The following is an 18,806-nucleotide window of genomic DNA, read 5'->3' as shown; positions in this document are numbered from 1 at the left end:
GAGGGAGCGCTGCCTTTGGAGGGCAGCGCTCTATCCTTTACTCCGCCGCGATCGCGACGCCGTCGCTGTCGAACTGCTCGACGCTCTTCAGCTCGACGTTCAGGCCCAGCGACCGCATTTCCTTGACCAGCACGTTGAAGCTCTCCGGAATGCCGGCCTCGAACGTGTCGTCACCCTTGACGATCGCCTCATAGACCTTGGTGCGGCCGACCACGTCGTCGGACTTCACCGTGAGCATTTCCTGCAGCGTATAGGCAGCGCCATACGCCTGGAGCGCCCAGACCTCCATCTCGCCGAAGCGCTGACCGCCGAACTGGGCCTTACCACCCAGCGGCTGCTGGGTGACGAGGCTGTACGGGCCGATCGACCGCGCGTGGATCTTGTCGTCCACGAGATGGTGCAGCTTCAGCATGTAGATGTAGCCCACCGTCACCTTGCGATCGAACTGATCGCCGGTGCGGCCGTCAAACAGGTCCGACTGACCCGAGGTGTCGAGCCCGGCGAGCGTGAGCATCGCCGAGACGTCAGCCTCGCGGGCACCGTCGAACACCGGCGTCGCCATCGGCACGCCGCCGCGCAGGTTCTGCGCCAGTTCGATGATCTCGGCACCCGAACGGGCGTCGATCTCGGCATGATACTGCTCGCCATAGACAGTCTTGAGGCGATCCTTGACCACTTCGGGCATGGCGCCCGCGGTGGGGTTCGGATTGGCTTCGCGCCAGTCTTCCAGGGCCTGCGAGATCTGTCCGCCCAGACCGCGTGCGGCCCAGCCGAGATGGGTCTCGAAGATCTGACCGACGTTCATGCGCGAGGGCACGCCCAGCGGGTTCAGCACCAGGTCGACCGGCGTCCCGTCGGCGAGGAACGGCATGTCCTCCGCCGGCAGGATGCGGCTGATGACGCCCTTGTTGCCGTGACGGCCGGCCATCTTGTCGCCCGGCTGCAGCTTGCGCTTCACCGCGACGAAGACCTTGACCATCTTGAGCACGCCCGGGGGCAGCTCGTCGCCGCGCTCCAGCTTCTCGCGACGATCGTGGAACTTGTCCGTGATCAGCTTCACTGCGTCGTCATACTGCGCCTTGACCGCCTCCAGATCGCTCTGGGTCTTGTCGTCGGCGACGGCGAACTTCCACCACTCGTGGCGGTCGACGCTGTCGAGCAGATCGGCGTCGATCTCGGAGCCCTTCTTCAGGCCCTTCGGCGTAGCGGTCGCGGTCTGGCCGAGCAGCATCTCGCGAAGGCGCGACCAGGTCGCGCGGTTCACGATGGAGCGTTCGTCGTCCGAGTCCTTCTTCAGGCGCTCGATTTCCTCGCGCTCGATGGCCATCGCGCGCTCGTCCTTGTCGATGCCGTGGCGGTTGAACACCCGGACCTCGACGACGGTGCCGGCAACGCCTGGGGGCAGGCGGAGCGAGGTGTCGCGCACGTCCGACGCTTTTTCGCCGAAGATGGCGCGGAGGAGCTTTTCCTCCGGCGTCATCGGCGATTCACCCTTGGGGGTGATCTTGCCCGCCAGGATGTCGCCCGGCTCGACCTCGGCGCCGATATAGACGATGCCCGCTTCGTCGAGGTTGCGGAGCGCTTCCTCGCCGACGTTCGGGATGTCGCGCGTGATGTCTTCCGGCCCGAGCTTGGTGTCGCGCGCCATAACTTCGAATTCCTCGATATGGATCGAGGTGAAGACGTCGTCCTTCACGATACGCTCGGAAATGAGGATCGAATCCTCATAATTATAGCCGTTCCAGGGCATGAACGCGACGAGCGCGTTGCGGCCAAGCGCCAGCTCGCCGAACTCGGTCGACGGGCCGTCAGCGATGATGTCGCCGGCGCGGACCGAGTCACCGACCTTCACCAGCGGACGCTGGTTGATGCAGGTGTTCTGGTTGGAGCGCTGGAACTTCATCAGCGTGTAGATGTCGACGCCCGACTGGCCGGCCTCGACCTCGCCGGTGGCGCGGACCACGATGCGGGCCGCATCGACCTGGTCGACGATGCCCGACCGCTTGGCCGAGATCGCAGCGCCGGAATCGCGCGCGACGGTCTCTTCCATGCCGGTGCCGACAAACGGTGCCTCGGCGCGAACCAGCGGCACTGCCTGGCGCTGCATGTTCGAGCCCATCAGCGCGCGGTTGGCGTCATCGTTTTCCAGGAACGGAATGAGCGATGCGGCGACCGACACGAGCTGCTTCGGCGAGACGTCCATCAGGGTGATGTTGTCCGGGATCGCCATCAGGAATTCGCCCGCCTGACGCGACGAGACGAGATCCTCGACAAAGCCCTTGGTGCCGTCGAGTTCGGCGTTGGCCTGCGCGATCGTGTGCTTGGCCTCTTCCATCGCCGACAGATAGACGACGTCGTCGGTGACCTTGTGGTCGACGACCTTGCGGTACGGCGTCTCGATGAAGCCGTACTTGTTGACGCGGCTGAAGCTGGCGAGCGAGTTGATCAGGCCGATGTTAGGGCCTTCCGGCGTTTCGATCGGGCAGATGCGGCCATAATGCGTCGGGTGAACGTCGCGGACTTCGAAGCCCGCGCGCTCACGGGTGAGACCGCCCGGGCCAAGCGCCGAAACGCGACGCTTGTGCGTCACTTCGGAGAGCGGGTTGGTCTGATCCATGAACTGCGAGAGCTGCGACGAACCGAAAAACTCGCGCACCGCGGCGACCGCGGGCTTCGCGTTGATCAGGTCGTTCGGCATGACGGTTGACACGTCGACCGAGGACATGCGCTCCTTCACGGCGCGCTCCATGCGGAGCAAGCCGACGCGGTACTGGTTCTCGAGCAATTCGCCGACCGAACGGACGCGGCGGTTGCCGAGATTGTCGATGTCGTCGATCTCGCCCTTGCCGTCCTTCAGGTCGACCAGCGTCTTCACGACCGCGAGGATATCCTCGGTGCGGAGCGTGGTGACGGTGTCCTCGGCGTCGAGGTCGAGGCGCATGTTGAGTTTGACGCGGCCGACGGCCGACAGGTCGTAGCGGTCGGGATCGAAGAACAGGCCGCTGAACAGCGACTCCGCGGTCTCAAGCGTTGGCGGCTCGCCGGGGCGCATGACGCGGTAGATGTCGGACAACGCCTGCTCGCGCTCCTCGGCCTTGTCGGCCTTGAGCGTGTTGCGGATCCACGGACCGGTGGTGACATGATCGATGTCGAGCAGCTCGATCCGGTCGATGCCGGCCTTGTCGAGCGCCTCGAGATTCTCGGCCGACACTTCGTCGCCCGCCTCGATATAGATCTCGCCGGTCGCTTCGTTGATCAGGTCATAGGCCGAGTAGCGGCCGAAGATCTCTTCGGTCGGGATCAGCAGGTCGGTCAGGCCGTCCTTGGCCGCCTTGTTGGCAGCGCGTGGGGAAATCTTCTGGCCCGAGGCGAACACGACTTCGCCGGTCTTCGCATCGATGATGTCGAACATCGGCTTCTGGCCGCGCCAGTTCTCGGCCTGGAACGGGATGATCCAACCGCCCTGGCCGCGGACGAAGGTCACGCGGTTGTAGAAATAGTTGAGGATTTCCTCGGAGTTCAGGCCGAGCGCGTACAGCAGCGCCGTGACCGGCAGCTTGCGCTTGCGGTCGATACGGACGTTGACGATGTCCTTCGCGTCGAACTCGAAATCGAGCCACGAGCCGCGATAGGGGATGACGCGTGCGGCGAAGAGATACTTGCCCGAAGCGTGGGTCTTGCCGCGGTCATGGTCGAACAGCACACCCGGCGAACGGTGCATCTGCGAGACGATCACGCGCTCGGTGCCGTTGATGATGAAGGTGCCGTTCTGCGTCATGAGCGGCATATCGCCCATGTACACGTCCTGCTCCTTGATATCGAGGACCGACCGGGCCTCGGTATCGGCATCCACCTCGAACACGATCAGGCGGAGGGTAACGCGCATCGGCGCCGCATAGGTGATGCCGCGCTGGCGGCACTCGTCGGTGTCGAACTTCGGCGGCTCGAGTTCGTAGTTCACGAAGTCGAGCTCGGCGGTGCCGGCGAAATCGCGGATCGGGAAGACCGAGCGCAGCGTCTTTTCGAGGCCGGACACATAGCCGATCGAGGGATCAGACCGAAGGAACTGTTCGTAGGATTCGCGCTGAACCTCGATCAGGTTCGGCATCTGCACCACTTCGTGGATGTTGCCGAACACCTTGCGGATGCGGCGCTTAAGCGTGCCGCCCTCGATTGCCTTGGTCGCCATGGAGTTTTTCGCCTTAACAGCTGATAATATCGTGCCCGGAATCCACCGGGCGGGCACGCATGAAGACGCAAAAAGCCGCTAGCTCTCCTTTTCGGAAAACAGCAGCTCCTGGCGTCTTATGAACCCACAGCCTCCAATTCGATCGACACGCTGCGCGACGGCACGTCATTTCCCGAAAGCTGTGGTGGAACGCGCCATATAGGGAGCGTGTCGGAGACTGTCAAATGCGCCCGCAAAAGTCGTCTCATCGGCGCGACGAAACGGTTCGGCGCGATTCCGGTGTCGGGGCGGGTCCGATTGCGGGTTCCCTTCATTGAGTCTGCGTCATGAAAAACAAACCCGCAACCCGCCGCGCGTTCGTCGCGCTTGTTCCCGCCACCTTGTTGCTGGCCGTTCCGGGCCATGCACAAGAGGTTCAACCAGCCACGCCACCGTCGCCGCCGGTGCAGCAGACGGTAGCGCCGCCGCCGGTCGTCCCGACGATCGCGCCGCCGGTTGCCACGGTCGAGCCGCCGCCCGTTGTTGCGCCCGTTGAGGCTGCAGCGCCGGAGGCAGAGGCGCCTGCGCCACGCACCGCGACCCGTAGCACCAGGACTCGTACGGAAGCCCGTTCGACGCGTGTCGTTCGAACGCCAGCTCCGGTTCGGGCCGCGCCTGCGCCTGTCGCTGCAGTCCCCGTTCAAGCCCCGGCCCCGGCAGACGTTACGCCCGCGCCCGTAACGCCGCCGCCTGTCGAGGCGACGACGCCGGCCCCGGTTGCTGAAACGGCAGTGGCCCAAAGCACGACAGAGCAACAATCCTTTGCAATATGGCCCTGGGTGCTTGGCGGACTGGTGGTGCTGATGGCGGCGATCGGCTTCGCGATGACGCGCCGCCGTCGCACCTATGAGGATGCCTATTCCGAAGAACATTATCTCGAGACCGGGGCAGGGGAGGCTGCGCCGATCCGCGCCGAGCCTGCGCCTTTCGCACCGGATCCGGAGCCGCAGTTCCTGCGCGCGGCACCGCTGGCTGCGGTAGACGAGCCGCTCGTGCCGGTCGCCGCCGAGGACGCGACGCTGGTGAGGCCCGAAGCTGAGGAGGTCGCATCGCTGACCGAGGCCGACGCACCGGTAGCCGATCGCCCGTGGCTCGAAATGTCGCTGCGCCCGGTGCGCGCCGGCACCAATGTGGACGAAGCGCTGGTCGAGATTGAACTGACCGTGGGCAATGCCGGTTCAGTTGCGGCAAAGGATGTCCGCATCTCGACCTTCATGTTCGCATCGGAGCCCGCCAATGGCAGCGAGATGGAGCGCATGCTGATCGAGCGTGGCGAGGAGGGCGTGTCGCCCGTGACGATCAAGCCGGGCGAGGGAACCCGGGTCGACGCGACGCTGGCTTTGTCCAAGGCGACGCTGATCGAGAACAGCAATGGTTCGATCCTGCCGATTATCGTCGCCGATGCCCGCTATACGCTCGCGGACGGAACCGAGGGCCGTACCTCGGCATCATTCACTATCGGGGTCAGCGAGGAGGGCGCACCGGCCATGTCGCCGATCAAGCTGACCGAGCGGGCGATGCACGATGAGGTCGAGGCGCGGCTGCACGGCGTGCCCGAGCACGCCTGATACCTGATCGCTGAGGTGTTCCGGGGCCTGTCTCCCGATCGCGGGAGGCAGGCCCGGTCGCATCAGTCAAACGATCTATCGCAGGGGGAAAAGCTGTCCTATCGCGTTCAGCCAAGCCGCGCTAAGGCGGCAGAGTGGGGTTGATGTCCAAATTTGCCGCTCGCCGGGTGCGGGCAATGACGCTTCCATTGCTGCCCTTGGCCGGGCTCGCCGCGCCGATATGGGCACAAAGCGCACCGACTCCCACGCCTACGCCGCCGCCTACACCGAACCTGATTCCGGGCCTGGAGACCTTCAGCCTGACGCCGCGCCAGGGATCGACGGTGACCCGCACCGCCACCCCGCCGCCCGTCGTCCGCACGGTACCGAGTCCGACTCCGACAGCATCCCGCTCCGCTGTGACGCCGCGGCCCACCCCGACCCCGACGCCGCGCGCGAGTGCAACACCGCGGGCAAGTGCAACGCCGGCGCCGCGTGTGTCTCCGACGTCTGCACCGACGCCAACTCCCCGGGTGCCAGTGGTGGCACCGACGCTGACGCCGGCCGCTTCGCCGCTTCCCGCCGAGCCGGTCGCGGCGGCGTCTCCGGCATCCGTGCCGTCGCCTGCCGCCAGCCCTCTCGCGGCACCGGTACCAGGTGCGGCGGCTGCACCGGGAGGCTCTCCTTGGCCGCTCATCGGCGGGGCTGGCGCGATTGTCTTGTTGCTGGCCGGATTGGGATATTGGTTCCTGCAGCGGCGCGAGAGCGAAGAAGGCGGGGAGGAGCCTGCCACTGAGCGTGGATCGCATGTCCGTTTCGATCTGGTCGCGGACGCGCCCGAAGCAGTTTCGGAGCCCATAATGCGACCGTCGTCGCAGGCAGCTCCGGACCCGGTCGCCCCGTCGTCCGCGACGCCTGCCCAGGCAACGCCCGATTTCGGTTTGCCGCCCAAGCGCGGGGCGCACGCGATATTCGACCTTGGGGCGGTGGCTTCGGAGATGCCCGCGCCGCCGGCGGGAGTGACGGAAGCACCACAGAGGTCCGCGGAAGAAGCTGCACCGGCTCCCGAGGAGCCGCCGACGGCACCTCCGCTGCCTGCTGTCGAGATCGTCCCACCGGTACCGCCAGCGCCCGCGGTATCTGCCCGGGCAACGCTGGATATCGAGGTGCGGGTGAAGCGCGCGGGCACCAATTTGCTGAGTGCCGCGGTCGAATATGATATCGTCGTGCGCAATGTCGGGCAGGCGGTCGCGCGCGCGATTCAGGTCGATGTCCGCTTGCTCAGCGCCGGTGTCGAGCAGGACGGCTGGATCGCGACGTTATTCTCGAGTCCGATCGAACGGCCGATCACGCCATCGTTCGAACTGCCGTCGCGTGGGGCGATCGAACTCAGCGGCATGGCGATGATGCCGAAGGACATGCTGAGCGTGATGACGGTGCAGGACAGGATACTGTTCGTGCCCGTCCTGGCGATCAATATGCTGTACGAATGGGAGGGCGGCACGGGGCAGACCGCGATCTCGCACGTGATCGGGATCGATCGGGGCGAGGGGGTCAAGATGGCGCCGTTCCGGCTCGATGCCGGGCCGCGCATGCATGAGGGCGTGAATAGTCTGCCCTACACGGTTTCCGTCCGGCGATAGACTAGCGCGGATCGGATCGACTGCCGGGGCGGGTGTCCGCCCCGGCAGGGTCTTTACTTACTTCTGCGTGACGGTTGCGGTCGGGAGGCCGATGCTGCCGGCATCCGGGCCAAGCCGGTTGTTGCCGAACGACTGGACGATGCCCGTGCCAGTGGTCTTGATGCCGAACGCGTTGTTGTAGAGCCCGACGTTCGAGAGGCGGATCGTGGTGCCATTGGTCGCGAAAACCGCGGCCTCAAGGCTGCCGGCGATCGTGACACCCTCGAGATTGGCTGTCGCGGCGCCCGACGCGGTCCACAGGGCACGGCCATTGTTCGAGAGGTTGCTGTCGATGAGGGTGGCGGTGCCGCCGGCCTCGACCTTGAAACCGATCGCTGCCTGCGTAATCGTGACCCGGTTCAGGAACGCGGAGACCGCTACGCCGCTGACCGGCGTTATATAAACGCCCTGGTTCTGGACGTTCACGATGTCCACGTCAGTCATGTGAAGGGTCGCACCGACGCTCGCGGCCGACGGTTCGAAGCTGACGGCGGGTACCGAGCCGGTGCCCTGGTTCATGATGCTGACATTCTGCAGCGTCAGTGACTTGCCGCTGAGGAAGCGGACGCCATAGGTGCCCTGGGTCACGCCCGCGCCGTCGATGGTAAGATTGCGCAGCGTTACCTTGATGGTCGGCGCCGTTCCGCCGTTCGGGTCGTTGATGGTGACGCCGGGAACGCCTGAATTCAGGATGCCGCCAGCCGCGCCGCCAATGCCTTCAGCGCAATCGAGCGTGATCGACTTGGTGATGGTGACCGAGCCGAAGCCACCCGGATCGAGGCAGTCGATCTCGCCGCCCGCCGCGGTCTTGGAGATTGCGCCTGCCCAGGTCTTGCACGGAGCAGTGCGGCTGCACGGATTGACGTCGTCGCCGACGCCCGAAATCCAGGTGCGAGTCGCCTGGGCACTGGCAGGAGCCGCGAAGCACAGGCCGAACAGCATCGCCGTGACGGCGAGGCTGAACATTCTGATCATACTGGTCATGGAATCATCCCCCTTGATATCTGTCGATCTCTACCAGGCCAGAACGATGCTCGATCGATGCCAAGGGCGGGGACGCGAGCGACGAGCAGCCTGTTGGGATATCGTTACCCGAATTTAACGATCTATTCCATTGAAAAGGATTCGAACGCCGCAGTCGTCACTCAGACGGGAGTGTCCCACATTGGTCATCTTTCCTATTGATTCGGATCAAGAAAAAGGGCGGCCTCCTTGCGGGAGCCGCCCTTTCTCTTGTCTTTGATCCCGGTTTTGTGCCGGAATGATTTACGCCGAAGCGGAAATCACTTGATCTCGACGGTCGCGCCAGCGGCTTCGAGCTGAGCCTTGATCTTGGCGGCTTCGTCCTTCGACACGCCTTCCTTGACGGCCTTGGGAGCCGACTCGACCAGCGTCTTGGCTTCGGTCAGGCCGAGCGAGGTGATCGCGCGGACTTCCTTGATGACGTTGATCTTCTTGCCACCGTCGCCGGTGAGGATCACGTCGAACTCGGTCTGCTCTTCAGCAGCCGGGGCGGCGCCGGCGCCACCAGCGGCCGGGCCGGCAACGGCAACGGCAGCGGCGGCGGAAACGCCCCACTTCTCTTCGAGCAGCTTCGAGAGCTCGGCGGCCTCGAGGACGGTCAGTTCGCTCAGCTGGTCAACCAGCGCGTTCAGGTCTGCCATGTTCATTCTCCGTATCGGGGCAAAAGCCCCATTTGGTTCAGTTCAAAAAAGTATCGGTGTCCGATTTCAGGGAGCCTGAAATCAGGCAGCTTCCATGTCCTTGTCGGCATAGGCAGCGAACACGCGTGCGAGCTGCGCCGCGGGAGCCTGGGTGACGGTCGCGAGCTTGGTTGCAGGTGCAACCAGGAGGCCCACGATCTTGGCACGCAGTTCATCCAGCGAGGGCAGCGTTGCGAGCGCCTTCACGCCTTCGACGTCGAGGACAGTCGCGCCCATCGATCCGCCCACGATTTCGAACTTGTCGTTCGTCTTCGCGAAGTCGACCGCAACCTTGGCTGCGGCGACGGGATCGATCGAGGTGGCAAGGCCTACCGGCCCGGTGAGCAGATCGCCCAGCGAGAGATAGTCGGTGCCGTCGAGCGCGATCTTGGCAAGCTTGTTCTTCGAGACCTTGTAGGTCGCGCCGGCGTCCCGCATCTTGTTGCGCAGCACCGTCGACTGGGCGACGGTGAGACCGAGGTTGCGGGTGACGACCACCACGCCGACCTCGTTGAAGGTGCGGTTCAGTTCGGCGACGAGCTCGGTCTTTTGAGCACGATCCATGCCATTCTCCACGTGTCTGACCCGCTGGCCGAAGCCACCGGGCCGGTTGAACCGGAGACGCGGAAAACCCGCGTATCCGGGGTGTCCGTCGATTGGGGCATGGGAACTGACCGCGTGAGCGACAGCAGACCGGCCGCGCTGATACGCGAGCGGAAAAATTCCATTCCCCGTCTAGGCGGGAGATTAAGGCCGGAGGATTCCGGCCACCCACTGTCTCGGACGGTAGCTTGCCCGACGCGAACGCCTAGCAAGCGAGCGCGGGTCCTTAGCGCCTGAGACGCGAAAGTCAACAAATGCGTCGAGTCCAGGGCGGTGTATTGAAACAGACGTCAATCTGTCACGCAGCAGTCAAGGAATATCCATCAGGCCGTCAGCTGGACCGCACAAGAGGGCGCGGCAGCGAATCCGAACCGGATCGCGATATACCCGGGGGCATCCACATGACAGACTCGACCAGCGTCACGTTCGGCTATGACGACGGCGACATTGATACCAATCGCGCTGGCGGCGATTCGCTGAACGATATGGTTGCCCGCCGTTACTCGCGGCGCGATGCCCTCCGCGGCGGCGTGTCGGCAGCGGCGTTCGCCGTGTTCGGCGGGGCGGTGCTCTCGGCCTGCCGCGACGACGATGCGGCCAATGATCCAGCCCCCGTGGTGACGGCGGGGTCGTCGGGCACGGCCAGCTCGGGGCGTCTCGTCACCCTTACCGGGATCGCCGCCGACAATGGCACGATCGCGTCGCAGACATTCACCCAGGTTTCCGGCCCGGCGGTGACGCTGACCAACGCGGCCAGCGGTTCGGCGACGTTCATCGCGCCCAGCGTCAGCGCGAGCACGCCGCTCGTCTTCCGCTACACGGCGGTCGATTCGAAGAATCAGAGTTCTTCCGTGGAAACCACGGTGACGGTGACGCCGGCCGTGCTTGGCTTCGCCGCGGTCGCCAAGAACAGGCTCGACAAGGTCAGCGTTCCTGAAGGGTACAGCGTATCGATCCTCTACCGTCTGGGTGATCCGATCGCGGCCGGGACGGGCACGTACAAGAATGATGGTACCGACACCGACTACGCCAATCGCGCGGGCGACCATGGCGATGCGCTCTACTGGTTCGGGCTCGCAGCATCGGGTTCGACCCGCGAGGACGGCAGCAGCACGCGCGGCCTGCTCGTGATGAATCACGAGAACATCAACCAGCCCTATCTGCACGTCGCCGGTGCCACGACCGTGGCGGGTGGGCGTCCGGAAGGCGAGGCGCTCAAGGAAATGGAGTGCCATGGTCTAAGCATCGTCGAGGTCTCGAAGAGCGGCGCCGCCTGGAGCTATGCGCAGAACGGCGCGCTCAATCGCCGCATCACCCCGCTGACGCCGACCGTGTTCAACGGCCCGGTTCGCGGCACCGCGCACCTGCAGACCGTCTTCTCGCCGACCGGTGTCGCCGGCCGCGGCACGATCAACAATTGCGCCAACGGCTATACGCCCTGGGGCACCAATCTCACCTGCGAGGAGAATTGGGCGGGCTATTTCCGCCGTCCGACCGCCGCCGACAATCCCCGCCGCACGCCGAAGCAGGTCACCGCGCTTACCCGCTATGGGGTCACCAGCGGATCGGGCAATTATGGCTGGGCCACCGTCGTTCCGGCTGACTCGGCGAGCACCATCTATCGCCGCTGGGACGCGCAGGCGACAGGGGCGAGCGCGCTCGCGGATTTCCGCAACGAGCACAACCAGTTCGGCTGGGTCGTCGAGATCGATCCGTACGACAAGACCGCCGCGCCGCGGAAGCGCACCGCGCTCGGCCGCATGAACCATGAAGGCTGCTGGCCCTCGAACTTCGTCGCGGGGCGCAAGCCCGCCTTCTACATGGGTGACGACGCCCAGAACGAGTATCTGTACAAGTTCGTGTCGGCGACCCCCTGGTCGGCGAACGATGCGAGCTCAGCCGACCGGCTGGCGATCGGCGACAAATATCTCGATAGCGGCACGCTCCATGTCGCCAAGTTCAACGCCGACGGCACCGGCCAGTGGATGCCGCTCGTCTATGGGACTGGTCCGCTGACCTCGGGCGCCGCGCCCTATCCCTTTGCCGACCAGGCCGACGTGCTGACTCATGCCCGGCTTGCCGGCGACGCGCTGGGTGCGACGAAGATGGACCGCCCGGAATGGACCGCGGTCAATCCGGTCACGGGCGAGGTCTATCTGACCCTCACCAACAACTCGTCGCGCACCCCGGGCAACACCGATGCCGCCAATCCGCGCGCCTATATCGATCCGCCGAGCAGCTCTGTCTCAAACCGCAATGGCCATATCATCCGCCTGCGCGAGACCGGCGACACGTCCGAGGCGACCGGCTTCGCCTGGGACATCTATCTGTTCGGCGCCGGCTCCGATCTCAACGCAGCCAATATTAATCTCTCGGGCCTGGACGCGACCAACGACTTCTCCAGCCCGGACGGCCTTTGGTTCGGCCGCCCGTCCAACGCGTCGGGCCTGGTCAAGCCGGTGCTGTGGATCCAGACCGACGACAGCGCCTATACGGACGTCACCAACTGCATGATGCTCGCGGCGATGCCCGGTTCGGTAAACGACGGTGGGGTCAAGACGATCACCAACACCCCGACCGGCGGTACCGGCATCACGCAGGCGACGCGCGTGGGCGCAGCGCCCAGCACCATGCTGCGCCGCTTCCTGGTCGGTCCGGTCGAGGCCGAGATCACCGGCGTGGATTCGACTCCGGACGGCAAGACGCTGTTCGTCAACATCCAGCACCCGGGCGAGAACGGCAACACCGGCAACATCACCAGCAACTGGCCGGCAAACCAGACCGCGCCGGCACCGGGCGTCCGCCCGCGATCGGCGACCGTGGTGATCACCAAGAACGACGGCGGCGTGGTCGCGCTGTAAGCCGAAAGGGTCGTCGCAAACAGGAGAGGGTCGGGGTCATTCCCGGCCCTCTTCGCATTTCAGGCCAGTGGCGGAAGCAATGCGGCGAGGAAGCTGGAGGCGGGCAGCATGTGAAGGACGCGGCAAATCGGCGGCCCGCTCGATTGCGCCCATAGCAAAAGGGCCGGGGTTTCCCCCGGCCCTTCGCAATATTTTCTCCTCCCCCGGAAGCGGGAGGGGGAGATTTGATCAGGCCGCGGTGACTTCAGCGGTGTCGACCTTGATGCCCGCGCCCATGGTCGAGCTGATGGCGACCTTGCGGACATACTTGCCCTTGGCGCCCGACGGCTTGGCCTTGACCACTGCATCGACCAGCGCATCGAAGTTCGCGCGCAGATCCTCGGCGGGGAAGCTCGCCTTGCCGATGCCGGAATGGATGATGCCTGCCTTTTCGACGCGATACTCGATCTGGCCGCCCTTGGCCGCCTTGACGGCTTCCGCGACGTTCATCGTGACCGTGCCCAGCTTGGGGTTCGGCATCATGCCCTTCGGGCCCAGGATCTTGCCGAGGCGGCCGACGACACCCATCATGTCCGGGGTCGCGATGCAGCGATCGAAATCGATCGTGCCGCCCTGGACGATCTCCATAAGATCCTCGGCGCCAACGACGTCGGCGCCAGCCTCACGAGCCTCGTCAGCCTTCGCGCCCTTGGCGAACACGCCGACGCGGACGGTCTTGCCGGTGCCCTTGGGCAGGGTGACGACGCCACGGACCATCTGGTCGGCATGGCGGGGGTCGACGCCCAGGTTCAGCGCGACTTCGATCGTCTCGTCGAACTTGGAGGTCGCGTTGGCACGGGCCAGCGCGATCGCTTCGTCAACGCCGTGCAGCTTGTTGGTGTCGATCGCGGCGGCGAGGGTCTTCGCCTTCTTGGTCAGCTTTGCCATGTTCTCAGCCCTCCACCACTTCGAGGCCCATCGCGCGGGCGGAGCCTTCGATGATGCGGGTCGCCGCGTCGATATCGTTGGCGTTCAGGTCCCTCATCTTCGTCTCGGCGATCTGGCTCAGCACGGAGCGCTTGATCTTGCCCGCGGAGAGCTTGCCCGGCTCCTTCGAGCCCGACTTCAGGTTCGCTGCCTTCTTGATGAGATAGGACGCCGGCGGCGTCTTGGTCTCGAACGAGAAGCTGCGATCCGCATAGACGGTGATGACGGTGGGAAGCGGCGTGCCGACTTCCTGGTCACCGGTCTGCGCGTTGAACGCCTTGCAGAATTCCATGATGTTCACGCCGCGCTGACCCAGGGCCGGGCCGATCGGCGGGCTGGGGTTGGCCTTGCCGGCCGGCACCTGCAGCTTGATATAGCCTGTAATCTTTTTTGCCATGTCTCACTCTCTTTCAAGTTTAGCGGTCCGAACGGCTTTTGAAGGCCTCCCGCACGGTACGCAGTCTACAAACGCCCAATCCGTCATGCCGGGGTTGTTCCGGCATCCACCGGGCCGCGGGCGCGGGCGGTGAAATGGACCCCGGAACAGGTCCGGGGCGACGAAACCAAAATTACTTCGCGCGCTCGACCTGCTCGAACTCGAGCTCGACCGGGGTGGCGCGACCGAAGATCGACACCGACACCTTGACTCGGCTGCGATCGAAATCGAGTTCCTCGACGATGCCGTTGAAGCTCGCGAACGGACCGTCCAGCACCTTCACCGAATCGCCGATCTCGTAATCGACCTTCATCTTCTGCTTCGGCGCGGCGGCTGCTTCCTCCTTCGAGTTGAGCATCCGCGCAGCTTCGGCTTCGCTGATCGGCTGGGGCTTGCCCATCGATCCGAGGAAGCCGGTCACCTTCGGCGTATTCTTCACCAGGTGATACACGTCGTCGTTCATGTTCAGCTTGGCGAGCACATAGCCCGGCATGAACTTGCGCTCGACGGCCACCTTCTTGCCGCGACGGGCCTCGGTGACGGTTTCGGTCGGGACCTCGATCTGCTCGACAAGGGCGTCGAGACCCATGCGGGTCGCCTCCGCCATGATCGAGTCGCGCACCTTGCCCTCGAACCCGGAATAAGCGTGAATGATGTACCAGCGCGCCATGTCTCTACCCAAATCAGTTCGCGAGGCTCAGCAGCATCTTCACGATCGCCTCGAAGATCGTATCGATCCCGAAGAAGAAGATCGCCAGCAGCGTCGTCATGATCATCACCATCACCCCGGTCATGATCGTCTCGCGCCGCGTCGGCCAGACGACCTTCTTGGTTTCCGCCTGGACCTGCCGGATGAACTCTAACGGTGTCGTCTTCGCCACGCTGCTCAGCTCGCTTTTCAAAACGCACGAGATCGAGGCATGGAGCCGCTGCCCGGGTCCCAGGGAACCGGCGCCGTCCAATCCTCGATTTCGGATTGACCGCGCAGATAACCCCGACGCGCCCGGAAAGCAAGAGAGGAGGCCCGGCCACCCCCAGGCCGGTCCATTGGCGGCAGCAAATCGGGCCGATCTGGACTTGCAGTTGCAAGATCGCAGCGAATCTGGAGCCAATCCAGCAATTTCCTGATGGTAACTCGCGCTGGATGGGAGGATAATAGGGCATTTGGCGCAAGAAACGACGGGTGATCATCATGGGTGGTTTGCTTCGACCGTTTTTCGATGGAAGCTATGCGCCGCACGGTTATTGCCTTTTATGGGAACCGGCGCTGATCCGGACCCATGTGATCGCCGATGCATTGATCGCCGCCGCCTATTTCTCGATTCCGCTGGCGCTCCTGACCCTGATGCGCAAGCGGGAGGATATTCGCTACGGCTGGATGATCGCGCTCTTCGCGACCTTCATCCTTGCCTGCGGGGCCACCCATGTGATGTCGATCTGGACATTGTGGCACGGCAATTACGGCGTCGAGGCGGTGGTGAAGGTGATCACCGCGGTCGCCTCCGTCGCGACGGCGATCATGTTGTGGCCGCTCATTCCCAAGGCAGTGGCACTGCCCTCGACCGCGTCGCTCGCCGCGGCGAACACCGAACTGGCCGACGCGATCGCGTCGCGGGACGCGGCGATGAGCGAGATGCGCGCCCAGATGCAGCAGCGCGAGCAGGCCGAACGCGCCTTGCTGCAGGCACAGAAGCTCGAGGCGCTGGGGCAGCTTACCGGCGGCATCGCGCATGATTTCAACAATCTGCTCCAGGCGATCACCGGTAATCTGGAACTGATCGACATCCAGCCCGAGAACAGCTCGGGGATCGTGCGGTGGAGCCGCAACGCCCGCCAGGCCGTCGAACGGGGCAAGAAGCTGACGGGACAGTTGCTGGCGTTCTCGCGAGTCCAGAAGCTGGAGACCGCCTCGTTCGGTGTGGCCCGGATGCTTGAGGAGGCGCGGGACCTGTTCGGGAAATCGGTCGGGCCGCAGATCAAGGTCGACATGGAGATGCCGGACGAGGATCTGGGCGTCATTGCCGATCGCGGGCAGCTCGAGCTCGCCCTGCTGAACCTGACGATCAACGCGCGCGACGCAATGCCCGATGGCGGCACCATCAGCATCAGGACGAGCGCGGTCTCGGGCATGGCGCATCCCGACCTCGCTCCGGGCGACTATGTGATGATCGCGGTCAGCGACGACGGAATCGGGATGAGCCGCGAGGTCGCGGCGCGTGCCTTCGAGCCCTTCTTCAGCGCGCGGCTCAACGGGGGTGGGACCGGGCTCGGCCTGAGCATGGTGTTCGGTGTCGTCTCGCAGGCGGGCGGCGTGGTCGAGATCGACTCGGTCGAAGGCGCGGGGACCACGGTACGCCTCTTCCTGCGCCGGGCCTTCGATATCGCCCCGGGACATGACGGGCCCTTGCCGGACGAGGCCGAGCCCGAGGCGATGCTGACCGGGCTGAACGTCTTGGTCATCGATGACGACCCGGACGTGCTGAACACCGTGGCGGCGACCCTGGAGGCACGTGGCGCGACGACCATCACCGCAGCTGATGGGCGGGCGGGCCTGGTCGCGGCTGAACAGGATGGCATCGACCTCATCGTGGTCGACTTCGCCATGCCCGGACAGGACGGGGCGGACGTCGCAGCGCGGCTGCGCAAGGCGCATCCCGGGCGGCCGGTGCTGATCATGACCGGCTTTTCGGAATCGGCGAAGCTGGATGCGGTGATCGAGCCGGGTGTCGGGCTGCTGCGCAAGCCTTTTTCGAGCGAGGAACTGGTGCGCGCGATCGGCGAGCTGCTGCCGGCGAAGGGCTAGGATTCGGGAGAGTGGCAGGCCGTGCTGGCACGCAAATTAGCGTTGGACGATATTCGATACATGAAGTTACATCTGCTCAATGATCCGCGCACTGGCTTCGCTCGCCCTGCTGCCGCTTGCCGCAGCATCCTCGCCCGCGGTGCCGCGGGCCGACCAATGGTGGGCGGACATTGCCGCCATCGCCGATGACGCGAACGAGGGGCGCGAGACCGGATCGGCCGGCTATCTCCGCGCCGCCGATTATGTCGAAGGCCGTCTGCGGGCGATCGGCCTGACGCCGGCGGGCGATACGGGCTTCCGGCAGGATGTCGCCTTCGAGGAGCAGCGGGTGGATTATCCTGCTTCGTCCGCCGAACTGATCGGCGTGAAGGGCGACGTGATTCCGCTCAAGCTCGGCGCGGACATGCTGATATCGTCGGGCGGCGGCCCGCGTCCGGCGCTGGTCGACGCGCCGCTGGTCTTCATCGGCTATGGGCTGAACCTGCCCGACAACGGGCATGACGACCTTGCCGGGCTCGACCTCAAGGGCAAGATCGCAGTCGCCATCGCTGGCGGGCCGGGGAATATTCCGGGACCGGTCAAGGCAAGCAACCGGTCGGACCGGGCCGCTTTCCTCGGCAAGGCCGGGGCGGTCGGGCTGATCACGCTGACGCCGCCGAAGCAGATCGAGATTCCCTGGGAACGACAGAAACTGCTCTCGCCGGCACCAGGCATGTATCTGGCAGACGGGCCGTTACGCGAGACGCCGAACGGTTTTTTCGCCGCGAGCTTCGATCCCGAGCAGAGCGAGCGCCTGTTCGCCGGTACCGGCCACAGCTTCGCCGAGCTGGCGGCGGCTTCCGATCAGTCGGCCAGGGTCCCCATTTTCGCGCTGCCGCTTCGGTTGAAAGCATCGATCGTGACGCACCGGCGGCTGCTGGCCTCGCCGAACATCGTCGCGAAGCTTGAAGGCTCGGACCCGGTGCTCGCCAGGGAATATGTCGTCATATCGGCGCACCTGGACCATGTCGGCGTCGGCGCGCCGATCAATGGCGATCGCATCTACAACGGCGCAATGGACGATGCATCGGGCGTAGCGACGGTACTCGATATCGCCGCGCGGCTGAAATCCGGTCAGCGCCCGAAACGATCCTTCCTCTTCGTCATCGTGACGGCGGAGGAAAAAGGGCTGCTCGGATCAGGCTATTTCGCGCGGCGGCCGACGGTGCCCGCAGGTTCGATCGTCGCCGATCTCAATTTCGACATGCCGTTGCCGCTATGGAAGCTGGAGACCGTGCTGGTGCAGGGCGACCAGGAGAGCAGCCTTGGCGATCCGGCGAGGGTGGTCGCGGCACGACACGACCTGTCGCTGATCCCGGATCCGCTGCCCAATCGCAACAGCTTCATCCGCACCGACCAATATGCGTTCGTGCGGGCCGGCATTCCGTCGCTTGCCTTCAAGTTCGGCTTTCCGCCCGGTAGCAAGGCGTTCGAGATCGAGCATGAATGGCGTGCCACGCGCTATCATTCGCCGAGCGACGATCTGAACCAGCCTGGCGTGCTGCGCGACGAGGCGATCAGGCTGGATGACTATGTGACGGCGCTGGCGGTTGAGATCGCCAATGATCCGGTGCGGCCGAGCTGGTTGCCGACCAGTGTCTTCGCGAAGTTTGCCAAGAATTAGGGGAGGGGGCGGAACGCCGGGATTTCCCTGTTCCGGGCCGATTAACAGGGAAATTATCAGGGAATTTGTTTTTTTTGCCTCGTTCCGGGCGGTTCGTTCGCATAATTATCAATGTATATCAATTATTTGATCGTGAATTCCCTGCTGTTCGATAACAGGGAATTTCTCGTCTGGAACAGGGAACGGCATCGTCGAGGTGATGTTCGTTCATGCGAAACAGCGGGACCTCAACCGGAGCCTTGGTCCGACGCCATGCTGCTACGGTCCGGATATAGGTTGAATCGATGTGCCAACCTCGTTCGTCTCGTTTGTCA

Annotated in this window: 15 protein-coding genes; 5 read left to right on the top strand and 10 right to left on the bottom strand. The window is 64.6% G+C overall.

The genetic code is table 11. The features are described 5' to 3' along the window. Window positions 1–37: 37 nt before the first annotated feature. Window positions 38–4,189 (bottom strand): DNA-directed RNA polymerase subunit beta, encoded by a 4,152-nt coding sequence (rpoB, locus tag P0Y59_10030; protein ID WEK01990.1) that lies wholly within the window; start codon window positions 4,187–4,189, stop codon window positions 38–40. 415 nt (window positions 4,190–4,604) lie between these two features. Further along, window positions 4,605–4,778 (bottom strand): hypothetical protein, encoded by a 174-nt coding sequence (locus P0Y59_10025; protein ID WEK01989.1) that lies wholly within the window; start codon window positions 4,776–4,778, stop codon window positions 4,605–4,607. A 229-nt stretch (window positions 4,779–5,007) separates the two neighbouring features. On the opposite strand from P0Y59_10025, the gene P0Y59_10020 reads away from it, so the two are divergent. Beyond that, entirely contained in the window at window positions 5,008–5,796 is a 789-nt protein-coding gene (locus P0Y59_10020) for a hypothetical protein (protein ID WEK01988.1), read from the top strand. A gap of 121 nt (window positions 5,797–5,917) precedes the next feature. Here the strand turns inward: P0Y59_10020 and P0Y59_10015 are convergent, their stop codons facing one another. After that, complete coding sequence (locus tag P0Y59_10015; GenBank protein ID WEK01987.1) at window positions 5,918–6,472, bottom strand: hypothetical protein; 555 nt, start codon at window positions 6,470–6,472, stop codon at window positions 5,918–5,920. A 163-nt stretch (window positions 6,473–6,635) separates the two neighbouring features. Between P0Y59_10015 and P0Y59_10010 the strand changes: the two genes are divergently transcribed. Continuing rightward, complete coding sequence (locus tag P0Y59_10010) at window positions 6,636–7,418, top strand: hypothetical protein (protein WEK01986.1); 783 nt, start codon at window positions 6,636–6,638, stop codon at window positions 7,416–7,418. A 57-nt stretch (window positions 7,419–7,475) separates the two neighbouring features. On the opposite strand, the gene P0Y59_10005 is transcribed toward P0Y59_10010, so the two are convergent. From P0Y59_10005 to rplJ, 3 genes are all read right to left on the bottom strand, one after another. After that, on the bottom strand, window positions 7,476–8,441 hold the full coding sequence (locus tag P0Y59_10005; protein ID WEK01985.1) for a hypothetical protein: 966 nt from the start codon (window positions 8,439–8,441) through the stop codon (window positions 7,476–7,478). Window positions 8,442–8,740: 299 nt separating this feature from the next. Beyond that, window positions 8,741–9,121 carry a bL12 family ribosomal protein gene (locus tag P0Y59_10000; GenBank protein WEK01984.1) on the bottom strand — a complete coding sequence of 127 codons (381 nt, stop codon included), beginning with the start codon at window positions 9,119–9,121 and terminating at the stop codon, window positions 8,741–8,743. 81 nt (window positions 9,122–9,202) lie between these two features. Then, entirely contained in the window at window positions 9,203–9,724 is a 522-nt protein-coding gene (gene rplJ / locus P0Y59_09995; GenBank protein ID WEK01983.1) for a 50S ribosomal protein L10, read from the bottom strand. A gap of 440 nt (window positions 9,725–10,164) precedes the next feature. Between rplJ and P0Y59_09990 the strand changes: the two genes are divergently transcribed. Beyond that, entirely contained in the window at window positions 10,165–12,624 is a 2,460-nt protein-coding gene (locus P0Y59_09990; protein WEK01982.1) for a DUF839 domain-containing protein, read from the top strand. A gap of 228 nt (window positions 12,625–12,852) precedes the next feature. On the opposite strand, the gene rplA is transcribed toward P0Y59_09990, so the two are convergent. From rplA to secE, 4 genes are all read right to left on the bottom strand, one after another. Continuing rightward, window positions 12,853–13,551 carry a 50S ribosomal protein L1 gene (rplA, locus tag P0Y59_09985; protein ID WEK01981.1) on the bottom strand — a complete coding sequence of 233 codons (699 nt, stop codon included), beginning with the start codon at window positions 13,549–13,551 and terminating at the stop codon, window positions 12,853–12,855. 4 nt (window positions 13,552–13,555) lie between these two features. After that, entirely contained in the window at window positions 13,556–13,987 is a 432-nt protein-coding gene (gene rplK / locus P0Y59_09980; protein WEK01980.1) for a 50S ribosomal protein L11, read from the bottom strand. 172 nt (window positions 13,988–14,159) lie between these two features. Further along, complete coding sequence (gene nusG / locus P0Y59_09975) at window positions 14,160–14,696, bottom strand: transcription termination/antitermination protein NusG (GenBank protein WEK01979.1); 537 nt, start codon at window positions 14,694–14,696, stop codon at window positions 14,160–14,162. A gap of 13 nt (window positions 14,697–14,709) precedes the next feature. After that, window positions 14,710–14,907, bottom strand: coding sequence for a preprotein translocase subunit SecE (gene secE / locus P0Y59_09970; GenBank protein ID WEK02544.1), 198 nt, complete (start codon window positions 14,905–14,907; stop codon window positions 14,710–14,712). Window positions 14,908–15,218: 311 nt separating this feature from the next. Here secE and P0Y59_09965 point away from each other — a divergent pair, with 311 nt between their 5' ends. Together P0Y59_09965 and P0Y59_09960 are read left to right on the top strand one after the other, a co-directional pair. Further along, the gene (locus P0Y59_09965; protein WEK01978.1) at window positions 15,219–16,829 is read left to right on the top strand and encodes a response regulator; all 1,611 of its coding nucleotides are present in this window, start codon (window positions 15,219–15,221) and stop codon (window positions 16,827–16,829) included. A gap of 79 nt (window positions 16,830–16,908) precedes the next feature. Then, on the top strand, window positions 16,909–18,492 hold the full coding sequence (locus P0Y59_09960) for a M28 family metallopeptidase (protein WEK01977.1): 1,584 nt from the start codon (window positions 16,909–16,911) through the stop codon (window positions 18,490–18,492). Window positions 18,493–18,806 lie beyond the last annotated feature (314 nt).

Origin of the sequence: Candidatus Sphingomonas phytovorans (genome assembly GCA_029202385.1) — a bacterium.
Lineage (GTDB): Bacteria > Pseudomonadota > Alphaproteobacteria > Sphingomonadales > Sphingomonadaceae > Sphingomonas > Sphingomonas phytovorans.
This window is presented reverse-complemented; position numbering and strand designations above follow the sequence as displayed.